Raw genomic sequence first — 13,529 nt, 5'->3', positions numbered from 1 at the left:
ATTGAACATAGTTGTGCTTACTGTGGGAGGAGGTAAGGAATGAATCGGGTTTTTCGTAATACGATTTTTTATATACTTATTTTATTACTTGTGATAGGGGTCGTCAGTTGGTTAGGATCCCCAAATCAAAAGCCTGAGAACATGTCTTACAGCAAATTTTCGCAAAATCTAAGTGCGGGAAAAGTGGAGAGTATCTCCATTCAGCCTGTAAGAGGGGTTTATGAAATTCGTGGTCAATTAGATGGCGCGAAGAAAGATCAATACTTCATTACCCATGTTCCAGATGGTCAAGGTGTTGACCAAATTTACAGTGCACTGAAGAATACAGATGTAAAAGTAGAACCAGCACCTGAAACAAATGGATGGCTGCAAGTTCTGACAACCATCATTCCGTTTATCATCATCTTTATCCTGTTCTTCTTCTTATTGAACCAAGCTCAGGGCGGCGGAAGCCGAGTCATGAACTTTGGTAAGAGTAAGGCGAAGCTTTACACAGAAGAGAAGAAACGTGTGAAATTTAAAGATGTTGCCGGTGCAGATGAAGAAAAGCAAGAGCTTGTAGAAGTGGTTGAATTCCTGAAGGACCCACGTAAATTTGCGGAGCTTGGCGCAAGAATCCCTAAAGGGGTTTTACTAGTAGGACCTCCAGGTACAGGTAAAACATTGCTTGCGAGAGCATCTGCAGGAGAAGCAGGCGTTCCTTTCTTCAGCATCAGTGGTTCTGACTTCGTCGAGATGTTCGTCGGTGTCGGTGCATCACGTGTACGTGATTTATTCGAAAATGCGAAAAAGAATGCACCTTGCTTAATCTTTATTGATGAGATTGATGCAGTGGGTCGTCAGCGTGGAGCCGGTCTTGGCGGTGGTCATGACGAGCGTGAACAAACGCTTAACCAGCTTCTTGTTGAAATGGATGGTTTTAGTGCCAACGAAGGTATTATTATCATTGCTGCGACAAACCGTGCAGATATTCTAGACCCTGCATTGCTGCGTCCGGGACGTTTTGACCGTCAAATTACGGTTGACCGCCCAGATGTTATTGGCCGTGAAGAAGTACTGAAAGTTCATGCGAAAAACAAACCGCTTGACGAGTCAGTTAACTTAAAAGCCATTGCAAGCAGAACACCAGGGTTCTCTGGAGCAGATCTTGAGAACTTACTAAACGAAGCAGCACTTGTTGCTGCCCGTCATAACAAAAAGAAAATCGATATGCGTGATATTGACGAAGCGACTGACCGTGTCATCGCTGGGCCGGCGAAGAAAAGCCGTGTCATTTCGAAGAAAGAACGTAATATTGTGGCTTACCATGAAGCAGGTCATACCGTCATTGGTCTTATCCTAGACGAAGCGGACATGGTGCATAAAGTAACGATCGTTCCTCGTGGTCAGGCAGGCGGATATGCGGTCATGCTTCCAAGAGAAGACCGTTATTTCCAAACGAAGCCAGAGCTTCTTGATAAGATTGTCGGCTTGCTCGGCGGTCGTGTTGCAGAGGAAATTACGTTTGGTGAAGTAAGTACAGGCGCTCACAACGACTTCCAGCGTGCAACAGGCATTGCAAGAAGAATGGTCACAGAGTTCGGTATGTCTGATAAACTTGGTCCGCTTCAATTCGGTCAATCACAAGGAGGTCAAGTCTTCCTTGGCCGTGATTTTAACAATGAGCCGAATTACAGTGAAGCGATCGCTTACGAAATTGACCAAGAAGTTCAGCGTTTCATTAAGGAGAGCTACGAACGTGCGAAACAAATTCTCACTGAGAATAAAGATAAGTTAGAAATCATCGCACAAGCCCTTCTAGAAGTTGAAACATTAGATGCTGAACAAATTAAATCTCTTTACGAAACTGGAAAGCTTCCAGAGCGTGTATATGCAGATGACGAAGAGAAAAACGATGATGTGAAAGTAAACATCAAGAAAAAAGAAGATGAGGAGATCTAATCTCCTTCTGTGAAAGCTGCCGGGATCACCGGCAGCTTTTTTTATTTCGATTCATGAATGGATCGGTTTCGAATTGTTTACAAATGGAACTCAATTCGTGTATGGTATGATAGAAAGTCGAAAAATGCTCTTTTTGAGAAACTATTCAAAGTGGTGATGAAGTTGTTACTCGTGATAGATGTAGGAAACACAAATACCGTTTTAGGTGTTTATCATAATGGCGATCTAAACTACCATTGGCGAATTGAAACAAGCCGTCATAAAACAGAAGATGAATTTGGTATGTCCATCAGGGCTTTATTCGATTATGTCGGGCTGATGTTTGACCAAATAGAAGGGATTATCATCTCGTCTGTTGTCCCGCCAATGATGTTCGCACTTGAAAGAATGTGCGAAAAGTATTTTCACATAACACCCCAAATTGTAGGGCCTGGAATGAAGACTGGATTAAACATTATGTGTGACAATCCAAAGGAAGTCGGGGCAGATCGAATTGTCAATGCAGTAGCAGCAATTCACCTATATGGGGCACCTCTTATTGTGGTAGACTTTGGAACAGCAACAACCTACTGTTATATCAATGAACAAAAACAATACATGGGTGGAGCGATTGCACCGGGTATTACCATCTCAACTGAGGCTTTATATACAAGAGCGGCGAAGCTGCCGAGAATTGAAATTGTCCGTCCAGATCACATTGTTGGAAAAAACACCATCAGTGCGATGCAATCCGGCATCCTTTATGGATATGTTGGCCAAGTCGAGGGAATAGTGAAACGGATGAAGCAGCAAGCCAAACAAACACCGAAAGTCATTGCAACAGGCGGTTTGTCTACATTGATTGGAAATGAATCAGACTGTATTGATATTGTCGATCCGTTCCTCACATTAAAAGGACTGCAGCTCATTTATGAACGTAATCGTGTCGGTGTATTATAGGAGGTTTAAATCAAATGGATTACTTAGTTAAAGCGTTAGCATATGATGGAAAAGTCCGCGCATATGCTGCAAACACAACAGATACAATCAACGAAGCACAAAGAAGACATCATACGTGGCCGACTGCATCAGCAGCCATCGGCAGAACGATGACAGCAACAGTCATGATGGGTGCTATGCTGAAAGGTGAGAATAAGCTAACTGTCAAAATAGAAGGCGGTGGACCAATCGGCGCCATTATCGCTGATGGAAATGCAAAAGGCCAGGTGCGAGGATATGTCTCAAACCCACAAGTTCACTTTGACTTAAATGAACATGGCAAGCTGGATGTTAGACGTGCAGTCGGAACATCTGGAACGTTAAGTGTTGTCAAAGATATCGGGCTGAAGGACCACTTTACAGGACAAACAGAAATTGTCTCAGGTGAAATTGGAGATGACTTCACTTATTATCTTGTTTCTTCTGAGCAAGTGCCTTCTTCTGTAGGCGTAGGCGTCCTTGTCAATCCAGATAATTCGATTCTCGCAGCAGGCGGTTTCATCATTCAATTGCTGCCTGGTACAGAAGATGCTGTCATTGAAAGACTAGAAAAGCGCCTGTCAACCATTGAACCCATCTCTAAACTCATTGAAAAAGGGATGACACCAGAACAAATATTAGAAGAAGTACTCGGTGAAAAGCCTCAAATTTTAGAAACTGTACCTGTCGAATTTTCTTGTAACTGCTCAAAAGAACGGTTTGCAAATGGCATTATCAGCCTAGGGAAAGCCGAAATTGATGATATGATTGAACAAGACGGACAAGCAGAAGCTCAATGCCATTTTTGTAACGAAACGTATGTATTTACAAAAGAAGAGCTAGAAGAGCTACGTGAAGAATTAACCCGCTAAGCTCTAAGCAGCGGGTTTTCTTTTTAGAATGGAAAGGAGACGAAAGATGAGACTAAAAGCAAGAGTGGTATGGACATTTATCCTCGTGTTGCTCATGATTAATGCCGTTGTCATTGCATATGTATTAACAAAGTCACAAATGTCACAGGCTTCTTCTAACGGGAAGAGCGGTGAAGAAATTGCGTCAATTGGAAAAGAGAAGGTGACGCGTCAAGAATGGCTAAAGAAAATGGAAGACCGCTACGGAAAGGCGACTCTTGAGCAAATGATCAATCAAAAGGTGGTCAATCAGCTTGCCAAGCAAAACAAGCTGGAAGTGTCTTCAAAAGAGATCAATCGTGAATTGCTTATGCTCAAAGCGGTGTCTAATAATTTCTATGAAGATGGACATACAAGTGAGAAGGAATGGAAAGAACAGATTCGTTATCAAATTTTATTAGAGCAGCTTTTAACAAGAGATGCCGTCGTTTCTGAAAAAGAAGCGAAATCGTTTTATGAAAAAAACAAGGACTTATATCAATATGATGATTCATACCGCATTCGCCATATCGTCGTGAAGACAAAGAGCGAGGCTGAAAATGTATTGAAAGATTTAAAAGGTGGATCTAGTTTCGAAGCCGTGGCAGCTGAACGTTCAATCGACCGTTACACCTCACCATACGGCGGAGATCTTGGATTTGTGACAGAAGAGCAGGAAAGTATCCCAGCCCTATACATACAAGAAGCTCAAAAGCTTCAGCCAGATGAATGGACGAAAGAGCCGATTCAGACCAAAAACGGGTATGCCATTATTCAGTTAAAAGAAAAATTAAATGGCCGCTCTTTCTCCTATGACGAAGTCAAAGACCAGATTAAAAGGCAGATCGCCATGGAAGATCTAGGTGAAAAGGCGAATGTCAAAACCCTGTGGAAAGAAGCAAAAGTCACATGGTTTTACGATGGCGAGCAGGACTAAAAGCATTGACAAAATTTTTTGAAATTGATAATTTAATATTAATACAATAAAATTACTCGGAGATAGAGGTGTTAGTGATGGCTCGTATTGCAAATTCAGTTTTTGAACTAATAGGAAATACACCAGTCGTTAAATTAAACCGTTTAGTAGATGAAGACAGTGCGGATGTCTACTTGAAACTTGAATATATGAACCCGGGCAGCAGTGTCAAAGATCGTATTGCTTTAGCGATGATCGAAGATGCTGAAGCAAAAGGTACATTAAAAGCCGGCGATACGCTTATTGAACCAACAAGCGGAAATACAGGAATCGGCCTTGCAATGGTAGCGGCTGCTAAAGGAATCAATGCGATTTTGGTTATGCCGGACACAATGAGTCAGGAGCGCCGCAACCTTTTACGCGCTTATGGTGCGGAACTTGTCTTAACACCAGGTGCAGAAGGAATGAAAGGTGCCATCAAAAAAGCGGAAGAATTAGCAGAAGAGCATGGTTATTTCATGCCTCAGCAATTTAGCAACGAAGCCAATGCAGAGATTCACCGTCGTACAACTGGGAAAGAAATCCTTGAACAGTTTGACGGCGAGCTTGATGCATTTATTGCAGGTGTTGGTACGGGCGGTACGATTACAGGTGCTGGTGAAGTCCTAAAAGAAGCCATCCCATCCATCCAGCTTTATGCAGTAGAGCCGACAGATTCTCCTGTATTGTCAGGCGGTAAGCCGGGTCCGCATAAAATTCAAGGAATTGGAGCAGGTTTTGTTCCTTCAATCTTGAACACAGAAATATATGACGGCATCATCCAAGTGAAAAACGAAGATGCATTTGAGCTTGCAAGAAAAGCAGCGAAAGAAGAAGGAATCCTTGGCGGTATTTCTTCCGGAGCAGCTATTTACGCAGCACTTCAAACAGCGAAAAAGCTTGGTAAAGGGAAAAAGGTTCTGGCCATCATCCCAAGTAATGGTGAGCGTTACCTCAGTACACCACTTTATCAATTCGATTAAACCAATCACCCCAGCATTTGCTGGGGTTTTTTCATGAATTCTGAAGATGGAAAGCAAATACTATTTTCTAAATAAATTGGATTGCATTACAATAAGATTAATGAAAATGAAAAAGGATGATAACATGACACAACGCAGGCCGATGGGCATCAAAATTCCTTTTACGAAAGATGCATTCTTGAAAAGATACGAACAATTAACTGCTCGCGAAACACATCATGTGCTTCTTGAAAGTGCGCGCGGCGGTTCTTATAGCATCGCTGGTATTCACCCGATCGCTAAAGCGAAGGGGAAAGATGGAATGACGACCATCCATTATCAAGATGAGGTGCTGTTCAAAGAAGGTGATCCATTCAGAGCGTTTACGGATTGGTTTCAAACCCTTCAAACCGAAACGAACGACGAATACCCAGACTTCCAAGGCGGAGCAATTGGGTTTTTAAGCTACGATTATGCTAGATACATCGAGCATTTTAAGATGCTGTCAATTGATGATCTTCAAACACCAGACCTTTATTTCCTCGTATTTAACGATGTTGCAGTTTTTGATCATAAAGAGCACGCGCTGTGGCTGATTACGCACATAGAGGAAACGGAATCAGTGAGTAAAGCGAACCAAAGGCTTGAAGAATGGAGGCAAAAATGGACAAGCTCTTCAGAAGAATCAGCACAATCACCTGTCAGTGAACCTTCCACAGAATTTGTACCAGCAGCACCATTCACTGAAGAAACCTTTGGGGAAGCAGTAGAGAAAATTAAGCAATATATCGCAAACGGTGATGTGTTCCAAGTGAACTTATCCATCAGACAAGATGAACAGCTACACACTCATCCGTATGATTTATACAAAACGTTACGTCAAGTCAATCCATCTCCTTACATGTCTTACCTGCATACGCCTGACTTCCAGATTGTTTGTGGATCTCCAGAGCTGCTTATTAAGAAAAAAGGAACTCAGCTAGAAACAAGACCAATTGCCGGAACAAGATCACGAGGCAAAGACGACGCTGAGGATCAAGCGCTGGCAAAAGAGCTCATTGAAAATGAAAAAGAACGCGCAGAGCATGTGATGCTCGTTGATCTTGAGCGGAATGACCTTGGACGCGTATCCACTTATGGATCCGTAAAAGTGAACGAATTTATGGCGATTGAGAAATATTCACACGTAATGCATATTGTATCCAATGTACAAGGAGAGCTGCGTGATGAATGTGACGCGGTAGATGTCATGAGAGCTGTATTCCCAGGTGGAACGATTACAGGTGCTCCAAAAGTGAGGACGATGGAAATCATAGAAGAACTTGAGCCAACAAGACGTGGGCTTTATACTGGATCTATAGGCTGGTTTGGATTCAATCAAGATATGCACTTTAATATCGTCATTCGTACTGCGTATTGTACAGAAGGAAAAGCCTTTATGCAGTCAGGTGCGGGGATCGTCATAGATTCTGTCCCAAAACACGAATATAAAGAATCGATTAAAAAAGCCTATGCAGTGAAAAAAGCATTACAGCTGAGCAAAGAAGAGACTATTTTGAGTTAGAGGTGAGCAGAGTATGATTTTAATGATTGATAATTATGATTCATTTACGTACAACCTGGTCCAGTATTTAGGTGAGCTTGGAGAAGAATTGATCGTGAAACGGAATGATCAAGTAACCATTCAAGAAATTGAAGAGCTCAAGCCGGATTTCCTCATGATTTCTCCAGGGCCATGCAGTCCTGATGAAGCGGGGATTAGTATGGAGGCGATCAAGCACTTTGCAGGAAGTATTCCGATCTTCGGTGTGTGTCTAGGTCACCAATCCATCGCACAAGTCTTTGGCGGGGATGTCGTTCGAGCAGAGCGCTTAATGCACGGGAAAACGTCAGAGATTAAACATGACGGAAAAGGTGTCTTCACAGGACTTCAAAATCCGCTCGTTGCAACGAGATATCATTCGTTAATTGTCAAAAACGAGACATTGCCAGAGTGCTTTGACGCAACAGCCAGCACAAAGGAAGGCGAGCTCATGGCGATTCGCCATAAAGAACTGCCGATTGAAAGTGTGCAATTCCATCCTGAATCGATTATGACGTCCTTCGGAAAAGAAATGCTGAAAAATTTCATTGAAACCTATCGTAAAAAGGGGCATGAAGTAAACGCATGATCATTTATCTGAACGGTCAGTATATAGAGGAGAAAGAAGCGACTCTTTCTCCTTTTGATCATGGTTTTCTATATGGCATCGGTGTGTTCGAAACATTTACCAGCCTGGCAGGACAAGTCTTCCTGTTAGATTGGCATCTTGAAAGGCTCAATCAATCATTACGTGACCTTTGCATCGAATCCACAATAGAGAAACCATTTGTACTCGACATCATTTATACTTTACTGAATAAAAACCAAATAGCCGGCGGACATGCGAGAATTCGCTTGAATGTCTCTGCGGGCAGAGGCAATGGGTTTTCTGCAGATCCTTATGAAGAGCCTGTCGTTTTTGTCATGATCTCTCCATTCCGTCCAGAATCTATTTTAGATGAGAAAAAGGGAGTCATTCTTCAAACAAGAAGAAATACACCAGAAGGGCCAAGGCGTCTCAAGTCTCATCACTATATGAACAACCTGCTCGCGAAAAGAGAAGTGGGGAACGACCCGGCGTTAGAAGGCATCTTTTTAACGAAAGAAGATGATGTGGCAGAAGGTATTACCTCGAATGTTTTTTGGCGGAAAGATGATGTGGTCTATACACCGTCACTTGATACAGGCATTTTAAATGGGGTCACTCGTCGATACTGTATGGAAACGCTCCACGCGATGGGGGTCTCGCTAAAGGAAGGACGATACCCAGTCTCACATTTGCTCTCAGCTGATGAGGTATGGATGACTAATTCTGTTCAGGGAGTTGTACCTTTCGGGAGTATAGGAGACATCCACTTGCCCAAAAACAGCCGGACCATCTCAACAAAGTTAAGAATGCAATACACAAAAGAACGTCAAGACCATAAAGAGTAGGTGGACACAATGACACAACAATTGATAAAACAGCCTAAAATCATACAGGCCAAGCATCACACCCTTAGCTATGAAGAAAAGACATTGGTCATGGGCATTTTAAATGTCACTCCTGACTCTTTTTCAGATGGAGGAAAGTTTAATCAAGTAGATAAAGCGCTGGCTCATGCAGCGCAGCTGATAGAAGACGGGGCGCATATTATTGATATTGGCGGAGAATCGACTCGCCCGGGAGCGGCACTTGTCTCGGAAGAAGAGGAGCTTTCAAGGGTCATTCCTGTCATTGAGAAGATCACAAAAGAATTAGATGTACCTATCTCTATTGATACGTATAAAGCCCGTGTCGCAGATGAAGCGGTGAAAGCTGGAGCCTCCATCATTAATGATGTATGGGGAGCGAAGGCAGATCCCCAAATGGCACATGTGGCAGCGAAGCACAATGTCCCAATCATTTTAATGCACAATCGGCCAGAACGAAACTACACACATCTGATTTCAGATATGATCGCCGATTTGAAAGAAAGTGTCCAAATTGCCCAGCAAGCGGGTGTCCGTGATGACATGATCATATTAGATCCAGGGGTAGGATTTGCGAAAAATAAAGAGGATAACCTGAAGGTCATGAATGAACTCGAACATTTTTGTCACCTTGGGTATCCACTGCTGCTAGCTACATCACGAAAACGATTCATTGGTGCTGTCTTAGACCTGCCGCCTGAAGAACGTACTGAAGGAACAGGTGCGACTGTTTGCCTTGGGATTCAAAAGGGCAGTGCGATGGTCCGTGTACATGATGTAAAAGAAATAGCAAGAATGGCAAAAATGATGGATGCTATGCTGAATAAGGGAGGCGCTTATCATCGATAAAGTATATGTAAATGGAATGGAATTTTACGGGTACCATGGTGTATTTGCAGAAGAAAATAAATTAGGGCAGCGATTCCGCGTGGACTTAACAGCTTCACTTGATTTAAGTAAAGCCGGACAAACTGATGATCTCAATGAGACCATCAACTATGCAGAGCTTTACCAAATCTGCAAAAGCATTGTAGAAGGTAAGCCGGTCAATCTCGTTGAAACACTGACAGAAAGAATTGCAAACCAAGTGTTAAAGGATTTTCCGACAGTTCAGGAATGTACAGTGAAGGTGATCAAACCAGATCCGCCAATTCCAGGACACTATCAGTCCGTTGCAATTGAAATGACGAGATCGCGCACATGAACAATACAGCATACATCGCATTAGGCTCAAACATAGGTAAAAAAGAAACCTATTTAAAAGAAGCCGTCAAAAAACTGCATGAACATCCAGAGGTTCAAGTGGAATTAATCTCATCGATATATGAAACAGCACCTGTAGGCTATGAAAACCAAGATGACTTTTTAAACATGGCCGTGAAAATTACCACTTCACTTCGTCCGGAGGAACTGCTGTCTCTTACTCAGAAAATCGAGCAGGAGTTAGGCAGAACAAGAGAAGTGAGATGGGGACCGCGAACGGCTGACCTTGACATTTTACTTTATAATCGTGAAAATATTGAAACAGAACAACTTGTAGTGCCGCATCCTAGAATGTACGAACGTTTATTCGTTCTTGTCCCGATGAGTGAGATTTGCCCAGAAATCGGCGAAGTACAAATAAATGCCGTAACAGACCAAGAAGGTGTAAGCATATGGAAAAAGACATGTGGGGTAGAAGAATTCGTGCATACCGAAAGCTAAAAGGGTATACTCAGGAAGGGTTCGCGAAAAGACTGGGCATCTCTGTCTCTGTCTTAGGAGAAATTGAGCGAGGCAATCGATTACCAACAAACCAATTGGTTGGTCAAATAGCAGATGCTTTAAATATAACGGTGGAAGAACTTTCGCCAATTCTTGAAGAAGAAAGGAGGGGGAAAAATGTTTAAAATCGGAGATATCGAGATTAAAAACAAAGTAGTGCTCGCACCAATGGCTGGTGTGTGCAACTCTGCCTTCAGACTGACAGTGAAAGAGTTTGGAGCGGGCTTAGTCTGCGCTGAAATGGTCAGTGACAAAGCGATCCTGATCAACAATGCGAGAACAATGGGTATGCTATACATTGATGAACGGGAAAAGCCTTTGAGCCTTCAGATATTTGGAGGGGAAAAAGACACACTCGTCGAAGCGGCAAAGTTTGTAGACCAGAATACCACAGCTGATATTATTGATATCAACATGGGCTGTCCTGTACCAAAGATTACGAAATGTGATGCAGGAGCGAAATGGCTCCTTGATCCAAACAAGATTTATGAAATGGTCTCTGCTGTCGTAGAAGCTGTAGACAAACCAGTTACAGTGAAAATGAGAATGGGCTGGGACGAAGACCATATCTTTGCTATCGACAATGCCCGTGCTGTAGAACGAGCAGGTGGACAAGCGGTTGCGCTTCACGGACGGACACGCGTGCAAATGTACGAAGGAACAGCGAATTGGGATATTATGAAAGAGGTTAAACAATCTGTTTCAATTCCTGTCATCGGCAATGGCGATGTCAAAACCCCTCAAGATGCAAAACGTATGCTTGATGAAACAGGTGTGGACGCTGTCATGATCGGAAGAGCTGCACTAGGAAACCCGTGGATGATTTATCGAACGGTTCATTATTTAGAAACGGGTGAATTGAAAGAAGAGCCAAACGTGCGTGAGAAAATGTCAGTGTGCAAGCTTCACTTAGACCGACTCATTGACCTGAAAGGCGAGCATGTGGCTGTTAGAGAAATGAGAAAGCATGCAGCATGGTACTTAAAAGGTGTCCGAGGCAATGCGGACGTGAGAAATCAAATCAATCAAAGTGAAACGAGAGCGGAGCTTGTACAAGTTCTTGATGACTTTACGATCGAGGCCGAGGCAAAAGAGCTTCAAAGTATAAAAGTAGGATAAGATTATCTTTCTTTTTGTAGCTCACTGCTAGTGCATGTACTGGCAGTTTTTCTGCTTTTCTCTGCAAAATACATTATTGGAGTGATATAAATGAGTAATGAAGGGCTTAATAACGAAGAATTAAATGACCAATTCCAGGTCAGACGTGACAAAATGAATAAAATGAGAGAAGAGGGTATCGATCCATTCGGTGAACGATATGACCGTTCTCATCAATCTGCGCAAATTATCGCTGAATATGACGAGTTTTCTAAAGAAGACTTAGAAGGAAAAGCGGCTCAAGTAACAATCGCTGGACGTATGATGACAAAGCGCGGAAAAGGAAAAGCTGGCTTTGCGCATATTCAAGACTTAGAAGGACAAATTCAAATCTATGTTCGTAAAGATAGTGTAGGGGAAGAAGCCTACGAATTATTTAAAAGCTCAGACCTAGGCGATATCATCGGTGTAACAGGAACGGTATTTAAAACAAATGTAGGAGAACTTTCTATTAAAGCGACTAGCTTTGAGGTTCTGACAAAAGCACTTCGCCCGCTTCCTGATAAATATCATGGATTAAAAGATGTTGAACAACGCTATCGTCAGCGCTACCTTGACCTCATTGTAAATCCAGAAAGTAAGCAGACATTCATTATGCGAAGCAAAATCATTCAATCCATGAGAAGATACTTGGATTCTAAAGGATACTTAGAAGTTGAAACACCAACAATGCACAGCATTCCTGGTGGTGCATCAGCGCGTCCTTTCATTACTCATCACAATGCACTTGATATGCCGCTTTATATGCGTATTGCGATCGAGCTGCACTTAAAACGCCTAATTGTCGGTGGTCTAGAGAAAGTATACGAGATTGGCCGCGTATTCCGTAATGAAGGTGTATCGACTCGTCATAACCCAGAATTCACTATGATTGAGCTGTATGAAGCATACGCAGACTACAAAGACATCATGAATCTGACTGAAAACTTGATTGCCCATATTGCCCAAGAGGTGCTGGGAACAACAACCATTCAATATGGAGAAGATGAAATTGATCTCAAACCTGAATGGAAGAGACTGCATATGGTTGAAGCGGTCAAAGAAGCAACAGGTGTAGACTTCTGGCAGGAGATGTCTATAGAAGAAGCAAAACAGCATGCTGCTGATCATGGTGTTGAAATCACGAAAAATATGACAGTAGGTCATATTATCAATGAGTTCTTCGAGCAAAAAGTAGAAGAAACATTGGTTCAGCCTACATTCATTTACGGACATCCAGTGGAGATTTCTCCATTAGCTAAGAAAAATCCTGAAGATCCTCGCTTCACAGATCGCTTTGAGCTGTTTATCGTGCGCCGTGAGCATGCAAATGCATTCACAGAGCTAAACGATCCAATTGATCAAAGAGAACGCTTTGAAGCTCAATTAAAAGAACGTGAAGAAGGAAATGACGAAGCACATCTAATGGATGACGATTTTGTTGAAGCATTAGAATACGGCATGCCTCCAACAGGTGGTTTAGGAATCGGGATCGACCGATTAATCATGCTTTTAACAAATTCTCCATCAATCAGAGATGTACTGCTTTTCCCGCAAATGAGAAACCGCTAATATATCAATCAAAGCGCCATTTTATCTATGGCGCTTTTTATTTTTCATAAAATGAAACTTTTTTTAAAAAAACTATTGCAAGGAAAGATTCCAGGTGGTATATTATTATTCGTTGCCGCAAAACAGCAACGAGGTTAAAAAAAGAAATTGAAAAAAGTTCTTGACTTTAACCGATGCAAAATGGTAAGATATTAAAGTCGCTTACGAGCGATAACGAACATGATCTTTGAAAACTAAACAAGACAAAACGTACCTGTTAATTCGAGTTTTTATAAAAAATCCTATGATACTTCATAGGTAGTCAGTCAAACTGGCGA

Annotated in this window: 14 protein-coding genes; all 14 read left to right on the top strand. The window is 42.3% G+C overall.

Annotated features, from left to right (window positions below; translation table 11 throughout):
• Positions 1-39 precede the first annotated feature (39 nt).
• The 14 genes from ftsH to lysS all read left to right on the top strand — a co-directional run bounded on the left by ftsH (position 40) and on the right by lysS (position 13,212).
• The gene (gene ftsH / locus ASE42_RS17530; protein WP_024427186.1) at positions 40-1,941 is read left to right on the top strand and encodes an ATP-dependent zinc metalloprotease FtsH; all 1,902 of its coding nucleotides are present in this window, start codon (positions 40-42) and stop codon (positions 1,939-1,941) included.
• Positions 1,942-2,103: 162 nt separating this feature from the next.
• Positions 2,104-2,880, top strand: coding sequence for a type III pantothenate kinase (locus tag ASE42_RS17525; RefSeq protein WP_024427185.1), 777 nt, complete (start codon positions 2,104-2,106; stop codon positions 2,878-2,880).
• A gap of 14 nt (positions 2,881-2,894) precedes the next feature.
• Positions 2,895-3,770: an Hsp33 family molecular chaperone HslO gene (gene hslO / locus ASE42_RS17520; protein ID WP_041105733.1), complete on the top strand. Its 876-nt coding sequence runs from the start codon at positions 2,895-2,897 to the stop codon at positions 3,768-3,770.
• A 46-nt stretch (positions 3,771-3,816) separates the two neighbouring features.
• Positions 3,817-4,725 (top strand): peptidyl-prolyl cis-trans isomerase, encoded by a 909-nt coding sequence (locus tag ASE42_RS17515; protein ID WP_024425654.1) that lies wholly within the window; start codon positions 3,817-3,819, stop codon positions 4,723-4,725.
• A 77-nt stretch (positions 4,726-4,802) separates the two neighbouring features.
• Positions 4,803-5,726 carry a cysteine synthase A gene (gene cysK / locus ASE42_RS17510; protein ID WP_024425655.1) on the top strand — a complete coding sequence of 308 codons (924 nt, stop codon included), beginning with the start codon at positions 4,803-4,805 and terminating at the stop codon, positions 5,724-5,726.
• 124 nt (positions 5,727-5,850) lie between these two features.
• Positions 5,851-7,269: an anthranilate synthase component I family protein gene (locus ASE42_RS17505; RefSeq protein ID WP_041105735.1), complete on the top strand. Its 1,419-nt coding sequence runs from the start codon at positions 5,851-5,853 to the stop codon at positions 7,267-7,269.
• A gap of 13 nt (positions 7,270-7,282) precedes the next feature.
• Positions 7,283-7,876: an aminodeoxychorismate/anthranilate synthase component II gene (pabA, locus tag ASE42_RS17500; protein WP_024425656.1), complete on the top strand. Its 594-nt coding sequence runs from the start codon at positions 7,283-7,285 to the stop codon at positions 7,874-7,876.
• Positions 7,873-8,721 carry an aminodeoxychorismate lyase gene (gene pabC, locus ASE42_RS17495; protein ID WP_056768427.1) on the top strand — a complete coding sequence of 283 codons (849 nt, stop codon included), beginning with the start codon at positions 7,873-7,875 and terminating at the stop codon, positions 8,719-8,721. The genes pabA and pabC overlap by 4 nt, the downstream gene beginning before the upstream one ends.
• Positions 8,722-8,730: 9 nt before the next feature.
• Positions 8,731-9,588 (top strand): dihydropteroate synthase, encoded by an 858-nt coding sequence (gene folP / locus ASE42_RS17490; RefSeq protein ID WP_024425658.1) that lies wholly within the window; start codon positions 8,731-8,733, stop codon positions 9,586-9,588.
• On the top strand, positions 9,581-9,943 hold the full coding sequence (gene folB, locus ASE42_RS17485) for a dihydroneopterin aldolase (RefSeq protein WP_080780838.1): 363 nt from the start codon (positions 9,581-9,583) through the stop codon (positions 9,941-9,943). The genes folP and folB overlap by 8 nt, the downstream gene beginning before the upstream one ends.
• Entirely contained in the window at positions 9,940-10,443 is a 504-nt protein-coding gene (gene folK / locus ASE42_RS17480; RefSeq protein WP_024425660.1) for a 2-amino-4-hydroxy-6-hydroxymethyldihydropteridine diphosphokinase, read from the top strand. The genes folB and folK overlap by 4 nt, the downstream gene beginning before the upstream one ends.
• A complete protein-coding gene (locus tag ASE42_RS17475; protein WP_024425661.1) occupies positions 10,395-10,628 on the top strand; it encodes a helix-turn-helix domain-containing protein in 234 nt (77 codons plus the stop codon). Before folK ends, ASE42_RS17475 begins: the two co-directional genes overlap by 49 nt.
• Positions 10,621-11,622, top strand: a complete 1,002-nt coding sequence (gene dusB, locus ASE42_RS17470) for a tRNA dihydrouridine synthase DusB (RefSeq protein WP_041105742.1) — start codon at positions 10,621-10,623, stop codon at positions 11,620-11,622. The genes ASE42_RS17475 and dusB overlap by 8 nt, the downstream gene beginning before the upstream one ends.
• Positions 11,623-11,712: 90 nt before the next feature.
• Positions 11,713-13,212 (top strand): lysine--tRNA ligase, encoded by a 1,500-nt coding sequence (lysS, locus tag ASE42_RS17465; protein WP_024427180.1) that lies wholly within the window; start codon positions 11,713-11,715, stop codon positions 13,210-13,212.
• Positions 13,213-13,529 lie beyond the last annotated feature (317 nt).

Source organism: Bacillus sp. Root920, assembly GCF_001429445.1.
In the GTDB taxonomy this organism is placed as follows: Bacteria; Bacillota; Bacilli; order Bacillales; family Bacillaceae; genus Bacillus; species Bacillus safensis.
This window is presented reverse-complemented; position numbering and strand designations above follow the sequence as displayed.